Genomic DNA, 26,960 nt, shown 5'->3' on the forward strand with positions numbered 1-26,960 from the left:
CGTAACCCAGGACCACCATAAATTCACGGTTTCCTACAGATGGCGATATGGACTCAACTATTGATTTGATATAGGAATCGAGGTAATTATTAACATACTGGAGCTTTCCGAGCTGATTCCAGTCTGCATAAACTGTGGGACGTTGTTCAAGCGGAATTTCATGGTTACTGAGGAGTTTGATGTTTATTTCATCTGTTCTGAGGGGAGAGCGCGAGACATTTATCATCAGATGACCTTCAAACCTTTCCATGTGGTGATGTATAACAGGGACCGTGGCAACACCAAAATCAATAACATCCACTCCAGCAGCCATCAAACCTGTCCCTATGGCCCTCTTTATCATCTGAGATGGTGTATGCGCGTCTCTGCCTATCAGGACACGCTTGCAGCTTACATAGTCGCCTATCAACATTCCAAGGTTGAGGGCAAATGAACAGTCTATGTCTCTGTTAACAGAGCCCCTTATATCCTGGACGTACCTCGCCATTGGAATCACTGTTCAGCCACAAGGGGGTAATCTGAGTCAAGCAGGGAACCTGAAAGTATCCTGAGGTTGTTGCTGACGCTACAGTGGGACCTGATAATGGTTGATGGTTCCAGAAGGGCACCGCGACCGATCATGGCGCACCTTTCAACGATGCAGTTCTCTCTGATATCGCAGAATTCATCAACAATACAGTTTACAAGCTGGGAACCCTTCTCAATTCTGCTGCCATCAAGAATAACGGACCCCCTCACGAAGCTGTCACTTCCCACGTAAACTCCCGATCCAATCACGGTTCCTCTGCCTATGAATGCCCCATCCTCTATCATGGTACCATCACCTATGACCACCGGTCCAGCTATACGAACCCCCTCACCTATAAGCACATCCTGACCCACCCATATATCTCCAAATCGACCAGGAACCTCATTTAGAAGTTCACCTTCAGGCGTGGGGGTTATCTGGCCATTGAGAGCATCATGGTTGGCCTTAAGGAATGTGTCCGGTTTACCCGCATCATTCCAGTAACCAGTGAAAACAAATCCGTATAATTCCTTGTTTTCATTTATCAAAGCAGGAAAGATATCAGATGAAAAGTCAGAGTTTCCTTCAGGTACGTAATCGAAGATCTCAGGTTCCATCACGTATATACCTGCATTTGCGATTTTGCTGAAGACTTCCTCTGGACGGGGTTTCTCATGAAAACGTGTTATCCTTCTATCATCATCGAGAACTGCTATGCCGTAATGTGAAGGGTCATCAACTGGTGTGAGGGCCATGGTAACAATTGCATCCTTCTTTCTGTGAACCGAACCATTTGCTGGAGGTCAAGGTCAAAGAGCACATCTCCGCTGATGACGATGAAGGTATCATCTATATCACTTGCCGCTGCCCTCACACCCCCTGCGGTTCCAAGGGGCTTCTTCTCGGATGAAAATCTGAAATCAAGGTCCGGGTACCTTGAGGAGACATATGAGCTTATCTGACCCTTAAGATATCCCAGTGTCATTATAATCTTACTGTAACCGGAATCAATGACCCTCTGAATTATATAATCCAGCATAGGTCTATTTGCAACAGGTACAAGTGGTTTGGGTCTTGAAAATGTTAGAGGCCTTATCCTTGTACCCTTACCCCCCGCCATGACAACCACAGATGTCATGGATAATATTATGTTGCCCTCATCTAATAAGTATTTTCAGCCAACCGGGCATATCATTAAAAAAATGAACATATAAATTACAAAAGGGTAACCTATTTTAAGAGCCACCTAAAGAATCTGAGGACCTCAGGAACCCCCGACACATAAAAGGAGGCCGAATCCTTTATTTCATCGGGTATCTCCTCTGAAAGTACAATTACAGATGCGGCTTTTATCATCATTTCAGATTCAAGTTTTCTGAGTTCCCTGAAGGCATCGGCATCGGTGACGTCGTCTCCAAGGTACACTGCCGATGATACGTCTGATTCCTCTATGATTTTTCTAACTATAAGGCCCTTGTTGTACTCCACTGGGGGTTTGAGCTCAACGAGCATTCTCCCGTGATCCACACGTATTCTTCTGGATTCCGGCATCTCTCTTAGGGTATCCATTATCCTTTCCTCTGTAAGTTTCGGGTCAGGGCACTGCCTGTAGTGTATGGAATAACAGATACCCTTGTCCTCAAATATGATATTCTCATCGGGGGTTTTCTTCTTAAGTTCAATGGCACATTTCCTGATAATGGGAAGGTAGTCATCAACCTCTCTCAAGCGTTCGTACCTTCCATTTATGATGTACTCAAGCCCATGGTTTCCAACATATATTGCCTCAGGGACCCCAACCATCCTGAGTGCCTCATGCACAGGCCTTCCACTTATAAATGCAAGTACCCTGTAGCGTTCTGAGATTTTCCTGAGAATTTTCCTCATCTCTTCATCCACATGGGCTTCCTGGGGTGTTGGAGCTATTTCACTTATTGTACCATCGATGTCGGTGATTATAGCTGTCCTCTGGGGATCCTTCAGGTATTCAAGCTCATCAAGAAAATCAAATAAATACTCAGGCATCAAGGGCACCTTTAATTCTTTCAAATATGATGTAGGGGTCGCTTCCGATGACTGAACTTCCAAAGAGTTCCATACCACCCATATCAGATGATGCTGATGCAATGTTTCCGCGGTCTACGATTCTTATAATGCCCGGGATCTCCATTTTTGCATTAAATGGGTGCATCGACAGGTTGAAGCTGTAGACACCACATTCATCTATCAGGCACCTTAATATCTTGAAGAGGTGATTCTGGAGATCAGAATCCTTGGAGGCATCTGTCTTAAATGTTATGATGATCTCCTTTTCCTTAAGGGGGGTTATAGTTGCATATACACGCGCTTCTCCTGATTCAGCACCAAGTCCAAGGGCACGGTGGACTGAAAAGACATCATCATGGTATGATGAACCATAACGTTCCCTGTATCTCCTGGAGACATCATCAAGGAATGCAATCCTTGCATAGGGTCTCCTGCCCAGGAGAAGCTGCATGTGACCGTGGATCTGGGATGCCCCCGCCCGTGGAAGGCAGTTCCATACCAGGAATGGAAAATGAAATCCCGAGGATTTCTCTGCCATTTTAAACCATTCTGAGGCTGTCATGATGTAATCTGAGAATTCCTCAAGGGTGAAGTCAAGGGGGTCATGTTTTCTGAATATCAGAAGGCCGCTCCATGCATCGTACTTGGCTATGTTTGATGCTGTAATGGAGTGCCTTCCCACAACACGTCCGAAATTATCTTCAGGGGTGTACAGTTCTGGTTTGCAGAAGTCACACCTCTTTTTATCCTTGATAAGTTCATCAAGAACCTTTCTGGCGGTTTCAGTATCCGTAACGGGCTTTTTAAGGCGCATGGAATTAAAAAGTGATCCTTCACCAGTCCAGCGGTTGTATGTGCTTATTATCCTTTGATTTTCAGCGGATTCAATAAATTTTGTCCCAAACCTCTCTTTGAGGCCTTCACTCACCTTAAAGTGTCCTTCACCACATTCAAAATCGTATATGCGGTTGAATATCTCATGGATGTCCTTCTGCTCTCTTTTAAGATCCAGGAGATAGTCCCTGAGATGGGTTATCATGGTAAATGATATATATTTTCAGATTTATCCGTTTTTCTGAAACTTTTCAAGTATCCTCTGGTAAACCATCCTCTCATCGTCACATGACTTCTCATATATCATCCTTATGATCAGTTCAGGGGTGCTCCTTGCAAGATAGTCTATCCTGGGTGTTCTATCCACAATGAGATTATAGTTCTCATCAAGCCCCCGCGCCTCGATACCATCAACCCGCACATCCACGTACTTGAGTATTTCACGGGCCATGTGGGTCACAATAACTGCGATGGATTCAGATTCCCTTATGAACTCTATGAAGGTTGCTATGATCTTCACTGCGGCATCAAGTTCTGTTATCGCCTCAAGTTCATCGAGGAGTATGAGCTTTGAGCTTCCACTCATTGTTACGGGGGTGAAAGTCCTTATGAATGACTCGAAGGCACCGGCATCCAGGGACCTCTTCTTTGAGATGAAGTGAATCTCCTCAACTGGTCTTACCATGGCCTCAAGGGCACATACCGGAAGCCCCATCTGGGCCATCATGGTCACCTGGGCAAGTGTCTCAAGAAGGGTTGTTTTTCCCCCACTGTTGGCACCGGTGAGGAGCACAACATTATCGGGGTTACCCAGTTTGTAGTCAATTCGCTGCGGGTTTTCTGATCCAACAAGGCTGAGGTGCAGTGCCCCCCTGAGGATGATCTCATCACCGAATTCTGGTTCAACGAGCCCGTAATCATGGGCGAAGAGACCAAGGGCGAAGCGGTAGTCGAATTCCATCAGCTCCCTTATTTCATTTTCAACAGCCTCTCTGAGTTCACTGAGCCTTGATGCCGCATCGACCCTCCTTTCAAACCTCCTTATATTTCTTGATGCCGATTCAAGACGTTTAACCCTTTCAAGTTCCTGCTGATCGATCTTGAGGGGATACGACTTTATGAAGGGATCGAACTCAACACCTGTCTTTCTCTTTATCATCTCACAGGCCTTTTTGAGGACATCATCGAATATCCTCTCCAGTTTACCAGTCATACCCTGGTTGAGGAGGGCCAGGACCTCCTCGCCTTTAAGGTCGATATCCTTTATGAGGTCCCTTAATTCTGAATCAGCCCATGCCTTCACAGAGTTCACGGCCTCATCAATGTCAACTTCTTCCTCTTCGAGACTACCCAGCTCGTCCATTATTGCAAGGACCTCATCAAGACAGGTTTCCATACCCAGAATCCGTTTGATTTCAAGGGCGCCACGCAGGAGGTCAGTGTTCTCCCTGAAATATCCGAGGACATCCTCCGGCACGATCTCATGTCTTTCTGAATCTGCGGTAACCATTACCGTGTTGAATGTGTCCTCAAGGTCAATCATTCCCTCGGAGTAGACATAGATTATCAGTTCGTATTCATCGAGTTCGCCCTGTTCAGGGTTCATTATCACGGGATGGTAACGGTTGAGGCCCATGTCTATCATGTGATCATAGTCCTCTCTTGTCTCCACCAATATGGCCCTTGATGGATTGAAAGGGGGCCGGGCTTTTTCAGGCCTCTTAATTTTTTTCAGGAGATCCCTTAAATCTTCAACCGGAAGTTCAGATACCATTTTCTTTGATTCCATGACCATTTCAATATGGCTCCTCATGGCATCAGTATCTGTTGAGGGGTGGAGGAGCGTTAGCCGGTTACGGGCATAGTCGGTATGGGCATATGAACTGATGGTCTCAACTATTTCCTGGTAAATCTGAAACGCCCTTTCAGTTTTCAGGAAGGAGGGAACAGGATTTCCAAGGAGTTCACTGGTTATTTCAATGGCCTTACGCTGACTTATACCTTCAATCGATGCGATTCTGTCAATTTCAAGGTTTTCAACCGCCTTTAAAAGCTCCTTTTCTCCCCCGAGTTCGTCTATTATCTTCTGCGCCAGTCTTTCCCCTATCCCGCTGACATCTGTGAGGGCTTCCCCGACAGAATTCATGGACTTCATCATGCCCACTATGTGGAGTTACTGGAATATATATGAATTCAGAGTGCACATGGAAAGTATTCAAGGTGGGCATCGGTAAGAATCCCATTATTCCGCAAGACCCCTCCTGAAGTGTGATGCCGTTACCCCTGAGGGACCTTCCATTACAATGCGCTCCTTGATATCCGGGATCCTTTCGGGTGATTCAAGGGCACTCACATATGATTCAACAAGTAACCCGGTCCTCCTGGGGGATTGAATACGGCAGTCAATGGAGAAGTTCCTGAAGCCAGCGTCAAGAAGGGAGGGTAAAAAGTCAATGAGGCAGGTCTCCCTTGAATTCATGATTACCGTTTCACAGCCAAGGAGCTGATTTATGGGAAATACAGCGCCCTTACTGTCCATGATCCCCCACCTGGAATCGGCGGATGTATCGAAGTCCGGCGGTGCGAGTTTCCAGAGGTTGTCCCGGGTCACCATTGCGGTGAGGTTTCCATGGACGATGATTTCAGAGGGGACCTGAATCCTCTGAAGGTCCTGCCAGGATAGTTCAGGTGAGAGGGTCAGTAGGTTGAACTTGCCTGATAGGAGGGCCGCTGAGCTGGTGTTGAAAATGTTGAGGGCTGGTGATCCATACACCTTCACATCACAGTTTATCAGGTCAGGGATACCGTAACCACCCACCATGAGGTCCATGGAGAGGTCCCCTTCAATTTCAAGAAGCCTTTCAAGGAGCCAGTCATGGGTTATGTCAGGCCACTTCCATACAGTTTCAGCACCGTATCTGGATGAAACATCAGAGGCCCTCTCCAGAACACTGATGACGTCGTCACCGTCACAGCTTCTGAAGTCACCATGAACCTGGGGTTCCAGGTAAACCCTACCTGCACCGGCCCTGAGGGCGGATTTCATTGCCTTGAGGTCCTCAACATAGACTGATATACAGGGGTCCTCTGGAAGTCTCATGGCAGGGTGATCAGATGCAGGTTTGGGATTGTGATGGTGGGGTCTTCTCTCTCTGAGTATCCTTCTTTCGACCCTCATCAGAAGTTCCCTTCTGAGGGCGTTGAGGCGGCTGATGGGGTAGAAGAGCCCTCCGGGGTACCTGAATTCGGTTAAGGTAAGTCTGAATGGTTTATTCCCTGCCCTCAGCAGATGGTCCTTTATTGTGTCCTCCTGGAGGGGTCTTTTGAGGGCCCTCTCAAACTGTGTTTCAACAGATTCCCTGAGCCTCAACCCATTCATCATCCATTCTGCGGTTAGATCCACCATTCCATCTTTATCTGCACTGAATTTCAGTTCAATATCCCAGCACCTTCCTGGAGATGATCTTCTGAGTTTTTCAGTGAATTTCTGAAGGCTCTTCCTCCCTGTAAGGTAAACCAGAGTACCCTCTTTTACAGGTCCTGAAGGAACTGAGAGTAATCTGCCATGGTATCTATGGTCATGGACATACATTCCTTTACCTGTTCCCTGGAAGAAGAGTCCATCACCGGGTTCTGGCTTTATACGGGAGGTTATCCTTATATGGGCCCTGCCACCTGCGTACCTTTCAACATAGCCCACCGGGAGGCCCCTGTCACCGGGGTATTCCCGTCCCATGAAGTCCTCCCTGAAGAGGTGCCCTCCTGTGAGTGTCCTGTTGAAGGTAAGTCTTAGCTTCTCAAACTCCTCCTGTGATGGATTCCACACTCCCATCTTTATTTCATCAAGGGCCCTTCTGTAGACGCTTACGGTGGTGGCAACGTATTCAGGGGACCTCATCCGTCCCTCTATCTTCAGGGATCGGACTCCGGCTTCAACCAGTTCCTTGAGGTGCATGTAGGCTGAAATGTCCCTTGTGGATAGGAGGTACTCCTCCCTTAGTGGCACCCTCCTCTTTGAGGGTTTTAACTGAACGAGTTCATACCTTTTTCTACATGGCTGGGCGCACCGGCCCCTGTTACCGCTTCTACCACCTATAAATGAGGATAGAAGGCACTGGCCAGAATAACTGTAGCATAGGGCTCCATGTATGAAAACCTCAAGCTCCACGTCAGATTCAGCCGCCAGGGCCCTGACCTCATCAATGGAGAGCTCCCTTGCAGGTATAACCCTCCTAAGGCCCATCTTCTCAGCCCATCTTATCCCCGCCCTGTTGTGTATGGTCATCTGGGTTGAGGCATGGAATGGGAGGTCAAGGGATAACTCATCCCTCAGAACAAGGAGTGCGGGGTCCTGTATGATCACAGCGTCCACACCTGCACTGGAGAGTTCCTGGAGGTATTCAGCAACATCTGAAAGTTCAGAGTCCCTTATGAGGGTATTTACAGTTACATACACATTTCTGTCATGCAGGTGGGCGTATTCCACTGCCTCCCGAATTTCCTGCAGGCTGAAGTTCTCTGCATAGTGCCGTGCACCGAAGTCCTTCCCTGAGAGGTAGACTGAATCGGCCCCTGCATTGATGGCGACCCTGAAGGAGTCAGGTGAACCTGCAGGCGCAAGGAGTTCCGGGATTTCCAAGTACTGTTACCTCCAAACAGAATAAGGATTTATTTTATCTCCTCAAGGACCTCGGTAACTATCTTGAGGAATTTCTGTACAAGGGCCCTGTTCTTCTCCTCACTGGCCCTGACACGGTCCTCTTCAATTTTTCTGTGAATCGCAATTGCATATATATCTGCAAGGCGCTCCATTACCTCAAGATCCCTTTCATCGTAGTCCCCATCCTTCCCTGAAACTGCGAGTATTCCCACAAGTTCATCGTTGAGTAGCGCGGGGCATGCCAGAAAGTTCTTTATTTCAATGTGGCCCTCAGGGACCCCCGTGGATTCAGGGTGCGAGGAGGGGTCATTTACGAGGACCGGTTCCCTTTTCCTGAGCACAAGGTTCCAGAGACCACCCATTTCAGTGGATTCGGCGTCCGGATGACATTCCTTCCCCACCTCCTCTGAGGGGAAGTAATTCCTCAGGCTGCCGTCTGACTCAAAGAAGCCAGCCATGCAGTATCTGCTGCCTGTCAGTTTTTTCGCCCTTTCAATTATGCTCGCAGATATCTCCTCGAGTGAAGGGGGGGGTAGGAGTTTCTTTGATATCTCTGCAAGGCTTTTGTTTATGGCAGTCTCCCTTTCAAGCGCCCTTCTTGCAAGTTCCTTTTCGGTGACATCCCTGTGGACACCCACAACCCCATTTATATTGCCCTCAAAGTCACGGAGCGGTGATAGGGTTGTTTCAAAATGAAATTTACCCTTGGGCTTCCAGACCCACTCATAGCTAACGGTTTCCCCCCTGAGCGCCCTTTCAATCATTTCGCTGTGAATCCCGTCACCGAAGACCTCGCTAACCTTTTTTCCCTGAACTTCATCTGCATCAAGGCCGTATTCTGCAAGCGGCCCTGGTGATATCATGGTTAGGCTTTCATCACTGTCGGCAGTGAACAGTATATCCCTTATTGATGAGATTATGGCCCTGAAGAGTTCATCGTTCTCTGCAAGCCTCCTCTCCAGCTGGTGTTTGTGGAGTGCGACCTCTATGACGCTGTGGAGTTCCCGGTCCTCAAAGGGTTTTATTATGTATCCAAAGGGCCCTGTTATCTTGGCCCTTTTGAGGGTTTCCTCGTCTGAATAGGCGGTTATATAGATTATTGGAACCTTCATTCTTTTGGTTATCTCCCCGGCAGCCTCTATACCATCCATTTCCCCCTTGAGGACAATATCCATCAGTATGATGTCTGGCCTTGTTTTTTCAGCCATCTCAACGGCTTTTTCACCGGTGGAAACTGTGGCTGTAACCTGGTAACCCAGGGATTCAAGGCGCTGGCTTATATCAATGGCAACTATGCTCTCATCCTCAACCACCATGACCTTGGCTTTTGACATGTTCCACCTCTATAATAAAATTAATAGTATAATTCTGTATCTAAAGCATTATAAACTTATGTTATGATTCCGTGTCATGATTTCGACCCTAGGGGAAGATATTTTACCTTCAGCGATAGATTAATCTCTATGTACATATGCTTTGAGGGAATTGATGGGTCAGGTAAGACTACACATTCCGTCCTCACCGCGGAGTGGCTCAGGGAAAACGGATACAGGGTCTTTACCGTCAGGGAACCAACAGACTCCAGGATAGGGGGCCTTATAAGGGAGATGCTCTCCAGTCCCGATGCCAGGACCCCCGATGGGCAGAGGATACTGGCACTGCTCTTTGCAGCGGACCGCCTGACCCTCAGAAGTAAAATTGAGGGGGAGTGGAGTGGAAGTGTTGTGGTGAGTGACCGGTGCTACTATTCCAGCATGGTTTACCAGGAACCCGCTGAATGGGTTTCTGAGATAAACAGGTTTGCACCACAACCGGATATAGTCATACTCCTTGACCTTGATGTTGAACTGGCAATGGAGAGATGTGGTGGTACCGATGAATTTGAGGACCCCTCATTTCTTTCACGTGTCAGGGAGAGGTACCTTGAACTCGCCGATAAAAATGAATTTTACATTGTTGATGCAGCAAGGGGGCTCAACATCATCCAGAGGGATATAAGGAGGATAATCGCCCCCCATCTTGGAATATGCCCTGATGGGATAAGATAGATTCAGGGGGATGCATTTATTTTTCCTGGGACCCTGGATTCTCGAGTTCCTCTATCCTCTTTCTGATGGACTCAAGGATACGTTCCCTTGCCCTTTCAAGTTCCTCCAGCTCACCCCTCAAGACGGGGCCATCGTCTGTCTGTATCAGTTCAACCTCGTATTCATCAATTATCTCAGCCATTGTTGTGTGTGTTATACCTGGCGGAAGTCTCATGTCATACAGCATCTAAACACCTTCCATGTAATCTCTTACAGGTCTCAGCATGTCAGTAAGGTAATCAGAGACCGCATTCTTCAGGTCCAGCGGGTGAAGGTCGCCGCTGGAGTAGATATTCAGGAGTTCGTCAAGGTCCAGCTCAAGGTCGCCCCCGAATTTCTCAGGGCGCCTTATGGTCATCCTGCCATATTCTGGCATTATGAAGTACTTCACGATTTCGATGATCGGGTTACCCTCCAGCTCCCCCATGGGACAGTAACTTCCCTTCACCTTTTCCCTTATCTCAGCGGGGGAGTCGTCCACTGCAATGAAGTTACCCTTGCTGGAGGACATCTTCTCTGAGCCATCGGTGCCGTGGAGAAGTGGAGTGTGTATGCACACTGGAGCATCGAAGCCGAGTCTGGGGAGGTTCTCACGTGCCAGCATATGTATCTTTCGCTGCTCCATTCCCCCCAGCGCCACATCCACATCAAGGTAGACCATATCGATGACCTGCATGAGGGGGTAAATAACCTCTGCAACCTTGTGGTCCTCTGATTCCCGTGTTATCTGGGCCATACTTCTCCTGGCCCGGAGGAGTGTTGTTATGAGGGCCATTCTGTATACAAGGTCCGTGTACTCTGGCTGCGTCTGGAATGATGAACCCAGTACGAACTCGGTTCTATCGGGTGAGAGTCCAAGTGCCAGGAAGCATTTTCTGTTGTAATCTGCCATCTCCCTTATCCGCTCCATGCTGCCCTTACCATTGAGGTATGCATGGTAGTCTGCAAGGAGTATCTTGACCCTGAAGCCGGCATCCTGCAGTTCCCTGAGCTTTCTTATGGTTATGGCGTGTCCCAGATGAACCTTACCTGAGGGTTCATAGCCTGTGTAGACAACCGGTTCATCCTTCTTCATGACCTCCAGCAGTTCATCGGGTGTTATGACCTCAAGAACATCACGGGTTATGGTGTCGAGCGTATCATCCATCAGATCATTCCTCCGCCTCATCAATGATGTAGAGTCTCTTCTTAATTTCTATAACAGGAACCTGTTCTCCTATCTCAAGTTTTGATGTGTAACTGTCAGCTTCAAGGTCCACGGGTTCGTATGTTTCAGGGTGAAGCACCTGTATCCTGCCGGGGGATCTCGCTGTTACCGTGGTTGTCTTAACATCAGCGGCCCTCGCAACGAGGTCAATGTTTTCATATTCCCCCCAGAGTATGTTCTTCACGTCACGGGTTTCAAGGTCCTTCACACTCACCCCGCGCTTTCTGAGGTCAAGGACCGTGAGCATGCGGTCCCTGTGCAGCAGGAAGTCTCCTCTTCTGAAATCAGGGAGTCTGAGTGAGATCCATGTCCTGTAGAGTCCCTTGCCGCTTGACCTATCCTGCCCCATTAGCCGGGGTGACTCACGGGCAATACCGCCAAGCTCCTCCCTAAGGGCGCTTACAACCTTTCTGGCGGATTTATGGGATCCTATGTAGTAGTCGATCCCCTCGTTCACCTCAATCCTCTGGGGTAGGTATGCCAGCTTATCCCTCCTTGAAAGCTTCAGGAGGGTCCTTTTAACTGTCAGGTCAGCCTTTTCTATTTCTGATTTGTCCAGTTCTCTTCCATCGGCCCTTAACTGTATCACAGCCTCGTAGTAACCTGAAGCCTGTTTGCTGCAGGCAGGACAGACAGTGTTTGTGAGGCGGACCTCTACCCCGTACTCCTGGCTCACCATCCTTCCAAGGACCTCAGCATCAACCTCCACCAGGCACTGGTAGATGGTCCCCCTCTGCTGTATTATTTCCAGTTCGATTTCAGGGTTTTCAACAGGGGGTTCCCAGCTAATATTCTCCTCAAGGGCCCTGTATACTATTTCCTCCTCAGGGAGGCCCTCGTCCACCCACTGGCCACTTATCAGCTTCGCATGGCAGTGGCTGCACACATAAACCTCTATTCCGGAGGGAATGCTGAGGATGGTGTAGTCCTCAAGGAAACAGTCCCTGCATAGTCCATCATATAATTCAGAATCAGAACTACCGCATCTGACACAGAACATTTTCTATAGCTGCTCCTCTATCTTCTCTAGACGTTCTTGAGGGGCGCCTTGGCACCGCATGCCTCGCACTTGAGAAGGGATATCCGCCCCTCCCTGATTATCCTTGTATCAGGTCTGTTGCATTCGTGGCATATGACAAATTTGTTGACGTAGTCCTCTATCCTCTCGTTTATGAGAAAGTGGGTGAATTTACCCTGGAGTATGGCCCTTCCACCCTCAAGGTTACCTGCGGTACCCAGTTCTCTCAGAAGGAATTTCAGAAGGTGCTGGGGGTCCCTGTTGAGTGCATCTGCAACCTCCCTGAAGTTCTGTATGAATGTCCTGTTTCCCTGTATAACTGAGTACGCCTTTGGAACCTCGAAACGTTTTGTTTCAAATACCTCTGGGGGCAGCTGCTCTATGGCCCTTTCAAGTAATTTTTCGTAATCATCCATAATCTATACCTCCGGTAAAAAGTGTGTAATGGAAAATTCAGACCACCTTAAGGTATCCCCTGGCGGGCTCAAATATTGCGCCCTTGTCCTTGAGGATCCTTATCAGTTCCTCAACCTTTTCCTCACTCACGTTATATCTATCCATCATCTCAGTTATAAGAATATTGGTGGGTGCCCTGCCACCGTAGTCCTCCTCGTATTCCCTTATGAGTTCAAGTAGCAGGCGGAACTTGTCCCTCTCAGATTTGGGTGTTCTCCCCTCAACCTTGTCGATGTCTATCTTACCGGTCTCAGGGTCGTACCCCACCTGCTTAAGGCATGCCTGGGACAGCTTTATGGCCTTCCTGGCGTCCTCTGCCTCCACGTGTTCCTTGAGTTTTATCTTTGCACTGGCCTCTGAGAGTCGCACGAGGGCCTCCAGCTGCCTTGCTGTTATGGGGACCGGTGAGTCCTCATCGGCTGCACTGGCCCTCATTGATACGTAGAAGTCCTCGAGGACCTGCATCGCCTCATCTGTCAGCACGGGTCTCACATTCTTCCTTGCATAGGCTATGTACTTCCTCAGCAGTTCTGGATCTATTTCAAAGGGTGTGTGGTCCTCCTTATGTGTTTTCAGGATGTGTCTTGCAAGTTCTCTGTCCTTATCCTCATCGGGTTTGTCCTCCACAACGAATATCAGGTCAAAACGTGACAGTATGGTTGATGGAAGATCTATTTGCTCTGCGATTGATTTATAACTGTCAAATCTCCCGAATTTTGGGTTTGCGGCTGCCAGGACAGAGCACCTTGAGTTGAGGGTTGCCATTATACCTGCCTTGGCTATGCTTATGGTCTGCTGCTCCAGTGCCTCGTGGATGGCTGAACGGTCCTCATCACGCATCTTATCCAGTTCATCCACACAGACGTTACCCTTATCCCCCAGGACAAGGGCACCGGCCTCAAGGGACCATCCACCGAATTCATCCCTCACAGCGGCGGCGGTGAGCCCAACCCCTGAGGTACCCTTACCGCTTGTGTATATCCCCCTGGGGGCCAGCTTTGACACGTACTTGAGCATCTGGGACTTACCTATACCAGGGTCCCCGACTATGAGGATGTGTATGTCCCCACGGAGGCGGGTCTTATCATCGAGCTCCTTCCCGGTCCCCCCAAAGAGCTGAAGGGCTATGGCCTCCTTTACCTCACGGTAACCGTGTATTGATGGTGCGGTGGACCTTATGATCTTCTCGTATATGTTGGGGTCGGCTGCAAGCTCCTTTATCTTTTCCTCGTCCTCCTCACTTATCTGGAGCTCCTCGAACTCCTGTTCAAGGAACTCGGTGTAATTTCCGTATATGAAGTTCTTGAACCGCCTGGTTCTCTCATCTCGGACTGTCCTCAGTGTACCTGTGACCCTCACGATGTCCCCCGGGGTGAGGGTGTCAACCAGGTCATCCTCAAGGACGACGGTTATCTGGCGGGGCTGCTCACCACCTGAGAGGTTCTCAAGTGGCTCCTGGAGTTTCAGTGTCTGGGTGTCCAGGAACTCTGATTCGTCCTGCAGGAGCCTGAATGACCTGCCACCACACTCTGAGCAGAGTGATGGCTCTGTGATCATGTTGGTGGACTGGCTGACCTCATGGAGCCTCATACAGCCCCGGCACTCAAAGACGGCCTTAACTATCCTGGGCCTTATCTCATCTGTCTTCCTCACAATACCGTCAACTGCAACGAATTTACCTATGAATTTACTCCGGAGTTCCCTGAGGGGTATGACGTTGCTGACCCCACTGAACCTTATGTTGAGGTCAACGTTCTTCCTCAGAGGATCTATGTTCCTTATGGCCTTCTGGGCGGCCCTTATCACATCGTCTGGTTTTTCAATTAGAAGGTCTGCAAGATCTGGATCGAACATTTCAAGGTCAAGGTAGTCAACTTCAATGGATCTGACATTGGGATACTTCTCTATGGACTCAAATACCCTGTCCTTGTACTTCTTGAGTGAAAAGAATTCCTCGAATTTTGTGAGTGTCTTGCTCTTATCCACGGTTTTCATCATGAAAGTATATTATAACGACATTATAAAACATTATTGAGTGGGATAAACTTGGTTCTAATCGTATGAACATGAACATTTTTTCACAGTAGCTGGATTTAAGGTGATATCATGAAGAGATCAAGGATAAACCTCTTTAAGGTAACATCAATGACCATATCAATTCTGGGAGTGCTTCTCATAGCAGGGACCATACTGATATTTGCATATATAGGTGTAGACGCAATATCTGATGCCATATCAGGGAGTGTGGAGAAGGGTGCTGAGTACGATGAACTCGCAAAGCTTCAGAGCGATTACTCGGCACTCAAGGTCCAGTATGACTCGGTTAAAAAGGAGGTCTACCAGAGGAACAACGATAACCTGACAAAGACGTACCTGAATGCTGAGATAGAGCTTGTGAAGGCCAAATCAGCGATTGACGATGTTAAAAGTGCTCTGGAGACAAACAAACCAAAATCTGAGGTTGATGGTCGCATAAAAACAGCCAGGTATCAGCTTCAGGTTGCCTCACAGGCCCTGAATGATCTGAGGGCACTCATGTGAGACTGATGATGATTCTTTCTCATTTTTCCCTAAGTCCCGCCCGACCTAGTGGATGATTCTCTTCCATTTCCTTTTACCCTTGAAGTCCCGCCCCACAATGTACATCTCTGCGCTCGCCTTTCTTGATGAGGCGGGTTTTGTTGTTTTGAGTTTCCAGAAATCCTTCTTCATCTCCTTTATGACCTTATCGAGTTCAGGGCCCTGGAATGCCTTGATCAGGATGTTCCCCTTCCTTTCAAGGACCCTGTATGCTATATCAAGGACATTCTCAACGAGATCCACCGAGCGGAGGTGGTCGATGTCCCTTATACCGGAAAGGGATGGTGCAGCGTCTGATATAACCACATCTGCCCTTCCACCAAGCTCCTCAATTATCCTCTCCTTTATCGCAGGGTCTGTGAAGTCCCCCATTATGGCCCTGAAGTTCTCTACGGGGAAACCCTTTATCCTCTGGAGGTCAACTGCAACCACAAGTCCCTCCTCACCGACCTTCTCAAGGGCGACCTGTGACCATCCCCCGGGGGCGGCCCCGAGGTCAAGGACCCTGTAACCCTTCCTTATCAGTCTGTAGCGGTTGTTGAGCTGCAGTAACTTGTAGGATGCCCTTGAACGGTAGTTCTCCCTCTTGGCACTCTTGTAGTAGTGGTCCCTTTTCCTTTCAGCCTGCCATCGTTTTCCCATGGGGTCACCTCCTGAAGTTCAGTGATCTGCAGACAGGTGCCCCTGTCCTGATGATCCTGGCATCAAGTTTTTCACCGTCGATTTCAAGGATCATGACGCTTGGATCTGTGAGTCTGGGCACTGTGGGGCTTCCAGGGTTGAGGAGGAGCATATCCTCAAGTTCGGTTATGAATGGCTGATGTGTATGTCCGCTTATGAGGACATCAGCACCAAGCTCAAGCCCCAGGTACCTAAGCTGCTGGGTATCACCACGGGGGTAGACCTCCCCATGTATGAGACCCACCCTGTATGATCCGATCTCAAGTACCCTGGACCTTGGGTTATCTACACCATATCGGCGGTCCATGTTTCCCTGAACGCACTCAACAGGTGCAATGGTTTCAAGGTCGTTCATAACCTCCATGGAGGTCAGGTCACCGGCGTGGAGTATAAGTTCAACGTCCCTGAAGACCTCAAATACCGCCTCGGGGAGTTCAACTGCCCTGTCAGGGATGTGCGTATCGGATATAACACCTACCAGCATTCTCACTCTCCTTATTGTATGTTTACCTTTGCATGCTCTCTGTGTCAGTTCTTGGGATTCTCTTATTTATCATGGTGGAATAAGCAATGAAACCACTGATCATATATCTTTTTTATCTTTAAAATAAGTTTTCTGGGCGGTATTCGTATATGGGTTGGGTCGGGAATAACTGTACCTTGTTGGGCTGCCCTCTGGTCAGGCGGTGTCTGTATTTCTGGGTTGAACCACGACCCGAAGACATTTGACATAAAAAATATCATAATATTTAAACTTTTATTATTACAAAATGGGGTAAAAAAATAATAATCAGTCACCTGCAAGGAAACCCCCTATGGCACCACCGATGCCCATGAAGATCATTGAAACAAGAATGAGCACCACTACAAGCAGCGTTCCGGCTAATGCACCAAGGAACAAACCGCCAAATCCGCCAATGACCGCACCAAAGACTGTAAAGAGAACTGCAAGCACTATGCCACCAAAAGCGCCGGCTACGGTGGCATTCCAGAACCCCCCAACAGCCCCCTCCTTAACCATGAGGCCAACAACAAATCCGGCAAGGAATAAACCCAGCAATGAGGCCTGGTCAATGAAAGGACTCAGAATGATCGGAAAAACGACTGCAAGTATGAAACCAGTAATTACAGCTCCCCACTTAACCATATAAACACCATGACAATTTATGTCACGCTATCCTTAAAAAACTTTTAGATTTATAGACACCTCCCGATATAATATTATACATGCCAGGGGAATCTATGGCAGTTGTCTTCCCACATCATCTCATGGAGAATCATCCAGCTGCAGAGAAGACATCAGATTTCATTGTGGTGGAGGACCAGCTCTTCTTTGGAGATCCTGTATTCAACCTGAGGTTCCATAAGAATAAACTCCTACTGCACAGGGCCTCCATGCGCTACTATTATGACCACCTGAAATCAAGGGGCCTGAATGTCAGCTACATAGATTACACGCCGGACCCTGACATGGGGTACCTTAGGGACCACCTTGAGGGATATGAGAGGGTCTACACACTGGAACTCCTTGACCATGAACTTGAGAGGAGATTGGGGCGGCTCTGCAGTGAAACCGGCACAGAACTCGTTGAAATTGAGGGACCATTCATCTTCAGAAGGAGGCTCATGGACAGTTACTTCAGGGATGGCAGGTTCTTCCTCACATCATTTTACATAAGGGAGAGGAGGAGGCTCTCCATTCTCATGGAAAACTCAAGACCTAAGGGCGGTAAATGGACATTTGATAGGGAAAACAGGAGGAGGCTGCCGCGGGGAATTAATATTCCAGAACCCATAGAACTGCCTGAAAACAGTTATGTGCGTGAGGCCAGGAGTTACGTGGCTGAGCGCTTCCATGATAACCCGGGCTCCATGGAACACTTCAACTACCCCACAACCCACAGGGAGGCCTGGATATTTTTGAGGGACTTCACAGGAAGAAGGCTCAGGAACTTTGGAAGCTATCAGGACTTCATATCCCGTGATGAGACGTTCCTCTTCCACTCTGTACTCTCTTCCTCACTCAACATCTGCCTCTTAACCCCCATGGAGGTTCTGAAAGCAGCGCTATCTGCAGATGCCCCCCTCAATTCTGTTGAGGGATTTGTGAGGCAGGTCATGGGCTGGAGGGAGTTCATAAGGGCAGTTTACATCCTTAGGGGGTCCTATCAGAGGACCAGGAACTTCTTTAACCACAGGGGAAAACTCAATCATAAAATGTACCTTGGCAACACCGGTCTGGAACCATACGACACTGCCGTGAGGAGGGTTTTAAGGCACGGTTACACCCACCACATCGAGCGCCTCATGGTCATAGGTAACCTCATGCTCCTCCTTGGCACTGATCCTGATGAGGTTTATCGCTGGTTCATGGAGATGTTCATAGACTCCTACGACTGGGTGATGGTCCCCAACGTCTATGGCATGAGCCAGTACGCGGATGGGGGCCTCATGGCAACCAAGCCCTACATATCATCGTCGAACTACATCCTGAGGATGAGTGACCATGCACGGGGTGACTGGTGCAGGGTATGGGACTCCCTCTTCTGGACATTCTTAAGTGATAAGAGAAATTACATAGGTGAAAATCCCCGTATGAGGCTCCTCTACAGGTACCTCACAGATGAAAAACTTGAGGACCTCCAGACGGTTAAAAAAAGATTTTTAGATGAACTCAGAGGGCCCTGATCGGTTACTCATAGCCTGTGTAGTCCAGGGCACCTGAATTGTAGAGCCTCTGAAGGTCAGATGCATGGGTGAGCTCATATGCAGTGTAGGGGTTGTTGAGGTAGGGGTGTATGAGACCCTTTATGATGTAGTAGTAGGCTCCGAGTCTACCGTACTGCCTCCAGACTATCTGCACATAGAGGGGGAAGCCACAGCCAGGGTTTATGAATACGTTGCCCTCCCTAACGGTCCCATGGAAGACCATGGGCATGGGGCCCTGCTGACCCTTCTCTGCTGCCAGCCTCTCAACGTAGTCCATGGCCTCGTAGAGGGTGTCGAATTCATATCCATCGGCCCGGTAACGGTATTTGCCGTCGGGCACACCGAATATGAAGGATTCAAGAACCTCGGTCCAGTCTATGTCTGTCCTGTACTCTGAACTGATATATGCGAGTTCTATTATGGTGACGTTGCCCTCCCTGTAGTGGCTGTAGTTTGAGCTACCTGCATAGTGGACCACAAGGGCACACTTTGACCCCCTCTGGGCCGCGTACTCTGCAAGCACCTTTGACTGGGGGTGGCCGGGGTACATGTCAGGGTTTGCAAGTTTGACAAAGGCCAGACGCCCAACAGGCTCCACAGGGCTAACGGCTGTTACACCGTAGAGGTAGACCCCGAATATGAGAATGGCTGCAATGATGATATAGGATGATCTTGCCATGTTATCCTCATTGATTTATCTATTTATTTATGCTAAGGGCCCATTCTGTATAAAAGTAACGGTTCGTTGATCATATTCAGCAATGTAAAGCGCATCATTTCTCCCTTATTAAGTCCTTGATTTCCCTGATCTCCCTTTTAAGATCTCCTATACTTTTTTCGATGTTTTCGATCCTGTCATGGATCTCCTTTTCTTCTTCAGGGTTTTTAACGAACCAGGAGGCAAGGGATGCTGTGAGGAAACCCACGAAGGTGACACCCACAAGCATGAGTATTCCTGTGATGACCTTACCGTAGAGGGTTGTTGGGGGTATAACCACCTCCCCCACCATTGTGGTTGTTATGCTGTACCAGAGGGAGTCCACGGGGTCATGGAGGGACTTGTTAACACCGGATTCTATCATGTAAAACAGAAGGGTACCCCCCACAATTGCGAAGAGGAGTATTCCCACTGCCTGGTCGAGGTGAGTGTCCACAAGGAATGTGAAGAACTTCTTGAGATACTTTCTGAAGAGTGCAAGTACCTTCACAACCCTTATTATTCTTATGAATCTGAAGGCCCTGAAGAAATCCACAGGCATGAAGGCCACTATATCCATCCAGTTTTCCCTTAAGAATCTTTTCCTGTCATCGGACCGTTTGAGGTTGATGGAGAATTCGATAAAGAGGATGATACAGAGGAAAAGGTCAAACTGGTTGATGGCATTCACGGTCCCTGGATTTGAGGGGTAGAATGATATGTAGCTTAAGAGCACTATGTCAAGGATTATGAGTATGAGAAGAGTGAGTTCCTTGAGCCTGATGATTTCTCCGTACTCCATGGGGACCACATTATAGAGTTGGGCTTGTGGCATCATAAATACTTTGCAGTGTGATGGGTTTCACCTGACCGGAGAGCGGTGTTCATGCAATCCATTAATCCTACACAGCACTGACTTCGTTATAGGATACTATTGCGAACATAGGGTCCGCATTAAAGTCATTTCATGAAATTCCTGGGGCTTCTGGACAGGTCTGTAGAATCAAGCAAGAAATAAATCTGATATCACACCAGAAAGACGATGGATACGGTTCCCAGATGAAACCCGCAATTTTTTATAGAATGGATGGAAATATAGTAATTGTTATTATCTAGGGGGTGATTGCAGAATCTGGCACCTTTTTAGTGGTTTAGGGAATTTGGATGCATTCTATCAAATCAGACATGATATCGTTTCTGGATTCTTTTCACAATTAAAGGGGAGGTTAACGGTTTGAACAGGATAATGAACTTTTCCAGGGACCTTGTGGGGGTTCTGGCATCACCTGAGAAGGCCCTAAGCAGGGCGAAAGACAGGGGGGTTGAAAACCAGGGCCTTTACCTCTACGTGTTCCTATCAGCATTTCTTGGCTACATGCTGGGAGGGGTAATCTCGGCTGCAACAGGCGCCGGTATAATGGTTCCCGTGCTATTTGCAGTGGCTGTCCTTATTGTATCCTTCATAAAACTGATAGTATGGGCTCTCATATCCCATATAATTGCTGCTGTGGTATTTGAGGGTAAGGGGACATTCGCAGGCACCCTGAAGATGATGGGGTTCGCAGCGGCACCCTTTGTGGTGGGAATATTCGCCCTCCTAACAATGACACTTCTCGGGACATTCTTCACATCATCAATGCTGTTTGTGGTGATGTACATCTGGACGATAATGATTGCCGCCGCTGCAGTGGCCGCTGAACATGAAATGGGTTATGGGAGGGCATTTCTATCAGTATTTGCACTTCCAGCCATTGTAATAGCACTTCTTGTGATGCTTGTGGGGGTATTGTAATGGACAGAACCGACATTGCAGGGGCTATAATCCTCATAGTGCTGATTGCTGGGTTCATCGTGGCATCAGCAGCCTCGCTTCTACCCGGGACTCAGGATGATGCTGCCATTGTTGAAAATTTCACTCTGAACTCTGCAGATGTCTCGGGCGTTAAGTACGTGAATGTTAACATGGAATCCAATACAAGCGGGACTTATATTGGATTCACAGATAATGCAGATAGCGTTTACATGGTCGAGACAGAGACTGACCCTGGCGATGAAAAACCAGAGGTTAACTATACCGTTGAGGGGGATACCCTGAATCTCAACATTAAGATGGATAAAGGCGGTGCAAGGATACTCCTATCAAACAGGTACCAGTACAATATAACCATGAGGAGCAAGGTTGGAGGGGTTACACTGGTCCTTGCAAATAACTCAAGGATCGACAGCATCAATTCAACCATCCAGTACGCCGGCGGCGGAACCGTTCTCCTGGGAAACACAAGCTTCAGGAACGCATCATTCAATGTGAATACCGGAGGATTCTACATAGCGGACCTCGGTCAGGGTGTGAGGCCCACAGGTAATATGAGCACTCAGGTTACGGTTGGGGGAACATCAATAGCCCTGTTTCCGGCATACGCCGTCAGGGTCACAGGATCAGTGGACTATGGGGCTGTTGGATTCCAACCAGAGGGATTCAGGGTCATAAGAAATTCAACCAGTTACCTTGAAATTGAAAGCCCATCCTATGGGAAATCAGCCGGCGGACTTCAGATGATGAACAGTGTCGGACTCGGCGGAATCAACGTGGGTGTCTTCAGGATGCCGGTAACACCACAATAAATCATCTTAATTTTTTTTTGAAGGGAATTTTAGGCTCGATGTATGTCCTATACAGTGTTTCAAGGAATACGCGTATCATGTAACTATGCCTCAGGAGATAGGAGGGCCTTGAGTAGAACCTGAGGTACGCCTTCACAAGCTTTTTCTGGATGAGTTCACGGCTCAGACCAAGCTTCTCGTATTTGATAACGGGCTTTATGACGGTGTAATTTTCCCAGTCATCTTCGATGAGTCCCTGCCTCCTGAGCTCCGCGTAGAGGGGGGTTCCCGGGAATGGTGTAAGTATGGAGTACTGGCTGTAGTCCGGGTCAAGTTTTATCGAAAAGTCTATGGTCCGGTCCATCTCTGAGGGTTTCTCACCTGGATACCCGAGGATGAAGGAGGTTATTACCTCCACCCCAGCCTTCCTGGCAGCCCTCACAGCATCTTCAGCCTGCTTAACAGTTATGCCCTTCTTCATCATATCAAGGACGCGCTGACACCCGGATTCAACACCATAATATATTGTTTTCATCCCCGCGGCCCTGAGGTCCCTGAGAAGGGATTCCTGGACCATGTCCACCCTTGAGGATGTGACAAAACTCACATCAATGTTTCTCCTCTGGATCTCCTCAGCGATCTCCCTGGCCCGGCGCCGGTGGAGCATGAAGGTGTCGTCGAGGAATGCTATATCATGGAGGCCGTAGACCTCCACGAGCTCCTCAACCTCATCGACAACGTTCTCAGGGCTCCTGAACCTGAACTTCTTACCCATTATGAGGGATGATGAGCAGTACCTGCAGGGGTAGACACAGCCACGGCTGGTTATCATTCCACCGGCATCCTGACTGGAGGTTTCATAATCCCTGAATGGTACAAGGTGCCTCGCAGGGAAGGGTATCTCATCAAGGTCCTCTATGAGGGGCCGGGCCCTGTTTGTCCGTATCCTGTCACCCTCACGGTAGGTGATGCCTGCAACATCATCAAGGGACCCGGGGCCTCCCTTTTCATAGGTCTCTGCAAGATCAATGATGGTGGCCTCTCCCTCACCCATGACAACAACATCAAGGTCCCTGCATTCCTGGAGTGTATCCACAGGGAGAAATGTGGGGTGTGGGCCCCCTATAACCGTCAGGACGTCAGGTAATCGATTTTTTATCGCCCTTATGTACTCAAGGGATGTTCTTATTGTTGCAGTGGTTGCTGTTATCCCCACAATGAGGGGGTTAATTCCTTCAACTATTCTGGCAACCCCTTCAGCTCCCATTCTCCGGAGATCATCATCGATTATCTGAACAGTGAAGGATGCCCTTTCAAGGGCAGCTCCAAGGTACATCAGATTGAGGGGTGGCAGAACAAAGCCCAGTTTATTCTTAACCGCTGTCCTGTCCTCGGGGTTTATGAGTACAACGTCCAATTAAACACCACCGGTTTGTTTTTCTCCAGAAATTCTTCGCCATTCTCCAATGTTGTTCACACAGCCAGGGTCCGGCGAATGGATGTCCCCCAGATAGGAGAGGGCACGTGCCCTGCAGCCGCCACAGATGTATCTGGATTTGCATGATCCGCAGTGGTCTGAGAGTTTATCCCTATCCCTGAGGTTCCTTAGTACCCTGCTGGTCTTCCATAACTCTTCAAAGTCATCTTCTAGGATGTTGCCCACACAGAGGTCATCCAGGTGCGGGAAGAATACGCAGGGATAGATGTCGCCGTCCGGTTCGATGCTCAGGTAGAATCTTCCAGCGCCACATCCACCTATAAATTCGGCAAGATGGAGGGTCTCATCTGTGTATTCGGGGTTATAGAAGTGGGTGGGTATCATCCTCTTATCCTTGCTGAGGCCTGCTGCGATGGGTGCGAACTGTGGTGCTGTTGAGAGGACCTGGATTTTACCATGGAGGTTGCTGTGGTAGGCTTCACAGAGGACCCTGTACCTTTCCGGGGGGCCTATGTCCAGTTCAGGGTTCTCTTTTCCCCGACCCGCGGGGATGAAATTGTAGAGCATGAACCAGTCTGCGCCCAGCTCATGGAAGAATTCAGCCATTTCAGAAAGGTGCATGAAGTTCTCTGAGGTCACGGTGGTTGCAACCTCCACAAAGATGTCATACTCTGAGAAGTTTTTAACGGCCTCACATGCCCTCTCCCATGAGCCATCAACACCCCGGAATCTGTCATGGACCTCTGGCTTCATGGAATCGATACTTATCTGTACAAACTGCAGGCCCGCATCGACGAATTTCCTGCAGACGTCCCTGTCCCTGAAGATGTACCCATTGGTTGCCATGGCGGTGTACATGCCGTTCTCATGGGACCTGGATATGTAGTCCATTATGGCGGGGTGCATGCTTGGCTCTCCACCTGAAAGGGCAAGGGATGTTACGCCTGCATCTGTAAGTATGTCTATGACCCTGAGGCCCTCCTGGGCTTCCAGTTCATGTGGCCTCTGACTGTTGTATTCGTAGCAGTGTTTGCATTTGAGGTTGCAACGCCCTGTAATGTTCCATACCACCTGGAAGGGGGCTCCGGGTATGAATGGTCTGTTAACACCGAATAACCCGATCCCCTTGAGGACGCTGATGAGGCCCCTCATCCAGTGCGGATCATGCATCTGTTCCCTCAAATCCTCTTCATTCACGCCAAAGGCATCTGCTCCACTGCTCAATATGAGGCCAATGATGCTGGATAGTAGCCTGCACTCGAAGCAGCATTCTTCGTCATGGAGGTAGTGTCTAAGGGCGTTCTCTATCCTTGGAGATCCATCCCTCCGGCACTCCCCCATCATATGTTTCAGAAGAACCCTTGAAGCGGGGTTTTCAGAGACCCTTCTGAATGTGCCTATAAGGTCCCTGAGGTCTCGTCTGGAACTATTCCTTAATCATACCACCTCCTTCTATACCCCTCCATAATATGTCTATGAAACTCTCCGCTGCTGGTGTTTCATGTCCGCGGAAGTGTGAACTGAGGCTTGCATGGGAGATGTAACTGATTATCATCTCTGCAGCGGTCCCCGGATCCACGACCCTTATGGAGCCCTCACTGATCTTATCCCTGAGATAATGCTCAATTGAATCGTATATCAATCTGGCAGTTGAATCATGGATTTCCCACCCATCAAAACCGTGTTCTTCAAGTTCCCTTTCAACCATCATCAAAAAGAGAAGGTCGATCTTCTCCTGGACCATGACCATGATCAGTTTCTGGATGACTTCCTTCAGCACATCACGCGGGTCACCATCTCTCCTGAGGACTTCAAGGACCCCCGATATCCTTTCGCTGCTCTCATCCATTATCCTTTTGAGAAGGTTTTTCTTGGATCCAAATTTTCTGAAGACCGTTACTTCACTTACACCGGCCCGGGATGCAATTTCACGGGTTGTTGTACCCCTGTATCCCCTTTTTATGAAAAGTTCCCTTGCGGCTTCGGTTATCCTCTTCTCTGTGGAGACCATGATACCACTTATGTAAGTACTTACTAACATTATGGGGTTAGTGTTATATAAACATTATCGCCACAGATAGTACCATGAGAATAACCGAGAAGGATGTTATTGAATCACTGGAACTCTTCACAAGGGTACCATCATTCCTACTAAGACGCTGGGTTCGGAAAGAGATAAACCTGGCATCAAAATTCAGATCACAGATAATAGATGGCTATTCACAGCTTTCAGAATATGACAGGGAGAGGTTGAGGGCCATACTTGAAATGGATGTCTCTGATATCCAGGATATACTTGGGGAAGCCCACAGGAAAACAGGAAAAGAGCAGCTAAAAATACTTTCAGATCCATCAAGCAGGAAATTCATAGAGATTAACCTGGAAGAGACCAGGAATCTCATCTCTAATGAAAAAAGGGACAGTTAATCCCGCAGCCTCTCGTCGTACATTCGCTCATAGTATCTCAGGTACTCTCCGCTTTTTATATTCTCCCACCATTCTCTGTTATCAATGTACCATTTTATGGTCTCCCTGATACCCTCCTCAAAGGAGTAACAGGGCTTCCAGCCAAGTTCACTCCTTATCTTACTTGCATCGATTGCATATCTCCTGTCATGGCCAGGGCGGTCCTCAACGAACCTTATGAGGGATTCATCCTTGCCAAGCTCCCTGAGTATGAGCTCAACGATCTCTATATTCCTCCTCTCACTGTTACTCCCTATATTGTAGACCTCACCTGCACGTCCACCGTGCAGAACGAGGTCAATTGCCCTGCAGTGGTCCCGGACATGTATCCAGTCCCTCACATTCATGCCGTCACCGTAGACAGGGAGGGGTTTATCCTCAAGGGCATTCGTTATCATGAGGGGTATTAGCTTCTCAGGGAACTGGTAGGGTCCATAGTTGTTGGAGCAGCGTGTTATGTTAACCGGCAAACCATAGGTACGGTTGTATGCCCTGGCTATGAGGTCTGCAGAGGCCTTGCTGGCAGAGTAGGGGCTGTTTGGTGCCAGCGGGGTCTCTTCGGTGAAATAGCCCTCCTCCGTGGAGCCGTAAACCTCATCCGTTGAGATCTGTATGAACCTCTCAACACCCTGCCTCCTAGAGGCCTCCAGGAGCGTCTGAGTGCCCATGACATTTGTCCTTATGAATATGCCCGGGTCCTCAATACTCCGGTCGACATGGGATTCTGCCGCGAAGTTCACAACAACATCAGATTCTGCTATGAGGTCGTTAACAAGTTCCTTATCAGTTATGCTGCCCTTAACAAATATGTACCGTGGGTCATCCTCCACTCCGGCGAGGTTTTCAAGGTTTCCACAGTATGTGAGAGCGTCAAGGTTGATTATCTCATAGCTGTGGTTCTCAAGCATGTACCTTATGAAGTTGCTACCTATGAAGCCGGCTCCACCGGTTACTAGAATTCTTTCCATCTAA

General features: G+C 48.5%; 27 protein-coding genes and 1 pseudogene (1 of these 28 only partly in view). 6 read left to right on the forward strand and 22 right to left on the reverse strand.

The genetic code is table 11. The annotated features are described in order from the left end of the window. The 8 genes and pseudogenes from MTBMA_RS01650 to MTBMA_RS01685 form a co-directional block, all read right to left on the reverse strand. A protein-coding gene (locus tag MTBMA_RS01650) for a phosphohexomutase domain-containing protein (RefSeq protein WP_238523387.1) crosses the window boundary here: on the reverse strand, positions 1 to 487 show its start. The gene continues 815 nt to the left of window position 1, outside the view; only the first 487 of its 1,302 coding nucleotides appear in the window; it begins with the start codon at positions 485 to 487; the stop codon falls past the left edge of the window. 5 nt (positions 488 to 492) lie between these two features. Beyond that, on the reverse strand, positions 493 to 882 hold the full coding sequence (locus MTBMA_RS09330; RefSeq protein WP_394295882.1) for a GlgC family sugar phosphate nucleotidyltransferase: 390 nt from the start codon (positions 880 to 882) through the stop codon (positions 493 to 495). Positions 883 to 1,014: 132 nt separating this feature from the next. After that, a pseudogene (locus MTBMA_RS01660) lies at positions 1,015 to 1,646 on the reverse strand (nucleotidyltransferase family protein); the annotation flags it as partial. 92 nt (positions 1,647 to 1,738) lie between these two features. Next, positions 1,739 to 2,533, reverse strand: a complete 795-nt coding sequence (gene otsB, locus MTBMA_RS01665; RefSeq protein WP_013295165.1) for a trehalose-phosphatase — start codon at positions 2,531 to 2,533, stop codon at positions 1,739 to 1,741. After that, complete coding sequence (locus MTBMA_RS01670; RefSeq protein ID WP_013295166.1) at positions 2,526 to 3,593, reverse strand: hypothetical protein; 1,068 nt, start codon at positions 3,591 to 3,593, stop codon at positions 2,526 to 2,528. The genes otsB and MTBMA_RS01670 overlap by 8 nt, the downstream gene beginning before the upstream one ends. A 24-nt stretch (positions 3,594 to 3,617) precedes the next feature. Further along, positions 3,618 to 5,546, reverse strand: a complete 1,929-nt coding sequence (locus MTBMA_RS01675) for an endonuclease MutS2 (RefSeq protein WP_013295167.1) — start codon at positions 5,544 to 5,546, stop codon at positions 3,618 to 3,620. An 84-nt stretch (positions 5,547 to 5,630) separates the two neighbouring features. Beyond that, positions 5,631 to 8,027 (reverse strand): U32 family peptidase, encoded by a 2,397-nt coding sequence (locus MTBMA_RS01680; protein ID WP_013295168.1) that lies wholly within the window; start codon positions 8,025 to 8,027, stop codon positions 5,631 to 5,633. 29 nt (positions 8,028 to 8,056) lie between these two features. Next, positions 8,057 to 9,382 carry a GAF domain-containing protein gene (locus MTBMA_RS01685; protein ID WP_013295169.1) on the reverse strand — a complete coding sequence of 442 codons (1,326 nt, stop codon included), beginning with the start codon at positions 9,380 to 9,382 and terminating at the stop codon, positions 8,057 to 8,059. Between the two features lie 129 nt (positions 9,383 to 9,511). Here MTBMA_RS01685 and tmk point away from each other — a divergent pair, with 129 nt between their 5' ends. Beyond that, positions 9,512 to 10,096: a dTMP kinase gene (gene tmk / locus MTBMA_RS01690; protein WP_013295170.1), complete on the forward strand. Its 585-nt coding sequence runs from the start codon at positions 9,512 to 9,514 to the stop codon at positions 10,094 to 10,096. 16 nt (positions 10,097 to 10,112) lie between these two features. On the opposite strand, the gene MTBMA_RS01695 is transcribed toward tmk, so the two are convergent. Genes MTBMA_RS01695 through mcm form a run of 5 tightly spaced genes read right to left on the reverse strand, consistent with a single transcriptional unit; the run spans position 10,113 to position 14,811 of the window. Then, a complete protein-coding gene (locus MTBMA_RS01695) occupies positions 10,113 to 10,322 on the reverse strand; it encodes a hypothetical protein (RefSeq protein ID WP_013295171.1) in 210 nt (69 codons plus the stop codon). Beyond that, positions 10,323 to 11,282, reverse strand: a complete 960-nt coding sequence (locus MTBMA_RS01700) for a tyrosine--tRNA ligase (RefSeq protein WP_013295172.1) — start codon at positions 11,280 to 11,282, stop codon at positions 10,323 to 10,325. Between the two features lie 4 nt (positions 11,283 to 11,286). Next, a complete protein-coding gene (locus tag MTBMA_RS01705; RefSeq protein WP_013295173.1) occupies positions 11,287 to 12,342 on the reverse strand; it encodes a 60S ribosomal export protein NMD3 in 1,056 nt (351 codons plus the stop codon). Positions 12,343 to 12,368: 26 nt separating this feature from the next. After that, positions 12,369 to 12,776 (reverse strand): translation initiation factor IF-2 subunit beta, encoded by a 408-nt coding sequence (locus tag MTBMA_RS01710; RefSeq protein WP_013295174.1) that lies wholly within the window; start codon positions 12,774 to 12,776, stop codon positions 12,369 to 12,371. Positions 12,777 to 12,813: 37 nt separating this feature from the next. After that, on the reverse strand, positions 12,814 to 14,811 hold the full coding sequence (gene mcm / locus MTBMA_RS01715; RefSeq protein ID WP_048901264.1) for a minichromosome maintenance protein MCM: 1,998 nt from the start codon (positions 14,809 to 14,811) through the stop codon (positions 12,814 to 12,816). A gap of 111 nt (positions 14,812 to 14,922) precedes the next feature. On the opposite strand from mcm, the gene MTBMA_RS01720 reads away from it, so the two are divergent. Further along, positions 14,923 to 15,357: a hypothetical protein gene (locus tag MTBMA_RS01720; protein ID WP_013295176.1), complete on the forward strand. Its 435-nt coding sequence runs from the start codon at positions 14,923 to 14,925 to the stop codon at positions 15,355 to 15,357. Between the two features lie 45 nt (positions 15,358 to 15,402). On the opposite strand, the gene MTBMA_RS01725 is transcribed toward MTBMA_RS01720, so the two are convergent. The 3 genes from MTBMA_RS01725 to MTBMA_RS01740 form a co-directional block, all read right to left on the reverse strand. Further along, entirely contained in the window at positions 15,403 to 16,038 is a 636-nt protein-coding gene (locus MTBMA_RS01725; protein WP_013295177.1) for an RlmE family RNA methyltransferase, read from the reverse strand. Between the two features lie 4 nt (positions 16,039 to 16,042). After that, positions 16,043 to 16,561, reverse strand: a complete 519-nt coding sequence (locus MTBMA_RS01730) for a metallophosphoesterase (RefSeq protein WP_013295178.1) — start codon at positions 16,559 to 16,561, stop codon at positions 16,043 to 16,045. Positions 16,562 to 16,867: 306 nt separating this feature from the next. Continuing rightward, complete coding sequence (locus tag MTBMA_RS01740; RefSeq protein WP_013295179.1) at positions 16,868 to 17,224, reverse strand: DUF5518 domain-containing protein; 357 nt, start codon at positions 17,222 to 17,224, stop codon at positions 16,868 to 16,870. A gap of 95 nt (positions 17,225 to 17,319) precedes the next feature. Between MTBMA_RS01740 and MTBMA_RS01745 the strand changes: the two genes are divergently transcribed. Next, positions 17,320 to 18,765 carry a cryptochrome/photolyase family protein gene (locus tag MTBMA_RS01745; RefSeq protein WP_013295180.1) on the forward strand — a complete coding sequence of 482 codons (1,446 nt, stop codon included), beginning with the start codon at positions 17,320 to 17,322 and terminating at the stop codon, positions 18,763 to 18,765. A gap of 4 nt (positions 18,766 to 18,769) precedes the next feature. Here MTBMA_RS01745 and MTBMA_RS01750 read toward each other — a convergent pair whose 3' ends face one another. Together MTBMA_RS01750 and MTBMA_RS01755 are read right to left on the reverse strand one after the other, a co-directional pair. Next, on the reverse strand, positions 18,770 to 19,465 hold the full coding sequence (locus tag MTBMA_RS01750; protein ID WP_013295181.1) for a hypothetical protein: 696 nt from the start codon (positions 19,463 to 19,465) through the stop codon (positions 18,770 to 18,772). Positions 19,466 to 19,559: 94 nt separating this feature from the next. After that, entirely contained in the window at positions 19,560 to 20,285 is a 726-nt protein-coding gene (locus MTBMA_RS01755) for an ion transporter (protein WP_013295182.1), read from the reverse strand. Between the two features lie 432 nt (positions 20,286 to 20,717). On the opposite strand from MTBMA_RS01755, the gene MTBMA_RS01760 reads away from it, so the two are divergent. Both MTBMA_RS01760 and MTBMA_RS01765 read left to right on the forward strand, forming a co-directional pair. Further along, a complete protein-coding gene (locus MTBMA_RS01760) occupies positions 20,718 to 21,275 on the forward strand; it encodes a YIP1 family protein (RefSeq protein WP_013295183.1) in 558 nt (185 codons plus the stop codon). Then, complete coding sequence (locus MTBMA_RS01765) at positions 21,275 to 22,105, forward strand: hypothetical protein (RefSeq protein WP_013295184.1); 831 nt, start codon at positions 21,275 to 21,277, stop codon at positions 22,103 to 22,105. Before MTBMA_RS01760 ends, MTBMA_RS01765 begins: the two co-directional genes overlap by 1 nt. A 1-nt stretch (position 22,106) precedes the next feature. On the opposite strand, the gene MTBMA_RS01770 is transcribed toward MTBMA_RS01765, so the two are convergent. The 3 genes from MTBMA_RS01770 to MTBMA_RS01780 all read right to left on the reverse strand — a co-directional run bounded on the left by MTBMA_RS01770 (position 22,107) and on the right by MTBMA_RS01780 (position 25,563). Further along, positions 22,107 to 23,501 (reverse strand): B12-binding domain-containing radical SAM protein, encoded by a 1,395-nt coding sequence (locus MTBMA_RS01770; RefSeq protein ID WP_013295185.1) that lies wholly within the window; start codon positions 23,499 to 23,501, stop codon positions 22,107 to 22,109. Beyond that, complete coding sequence (locus MTBMA_RS01775) at positions 23,502 to 24,866, reverse strand: radical SAM/SPASM domain-containing protein (protein WP_083772480.1); 1,365 nt, start codon at positions 24,864 to 24,866, stop codon at positions 23,502 to 23,504. Between the two features lie 82 nt (positions 24,867 to 24,948). Next, complete coding sequence (locus tag MTBMA_RS01780; RefSeq protein ID WP_013295187.1) at positions 24,949 to 25,563, reverse strand: TetR/AcrR family transcriptional regulator; 615 nt, start codon at positions 25,561 to 25,563, stop codon at positions 24,949 to 24,951. Between the two features lie 44 nt (positions 25,564 to 25,607). On the opposite strand from MTBMA_RS01780, the gene MTBMA_RS01785 reads away from it, so the two are divergent. Further along, positions 25,608 to 25,949 (forward strand): hypothetical protein, encoded by a 342-nt coding sequence (locus tag MTBMA_RS01785; protein ID WP_013295188.1) that lies wholly within the window; start codon positions 25,608 to 25,610, stop codon positions 25,947 to 25,949. On the opposite strand, the gene rfbB is transcribed toward MTBMA_RS01785, so the two are convergent. Beyond that, on the reverse strand, positions 25,946 to 26,956 hold the full coding sequence (gene rfbB / locus MTBMA_RS01790) for a dTDP-glucose 4,6-dehydratase (protein WP_013295189.1): 1,011 nt from the start codon (positions 26,954 to 26,956) through the stop codon (positions 25,946 to 25,948). The genes MTBMA_RS01785 and rfbB overlap by 4 nt on opposite strands. Positions 26,957 to 26,960: the final 4 nt, after the last annotated feature.

Source organism: Methanothermobacter marburgensis str. Marburg (assembly GCF_000145295.1).
Taxonomy (GTDB): Archaea; Methanobacteriota; Methanobacteria; order Methanobacteriales; family Methanothermobacteraceae; genus Methanothermobacter; species Methanothermobacter marburgensis.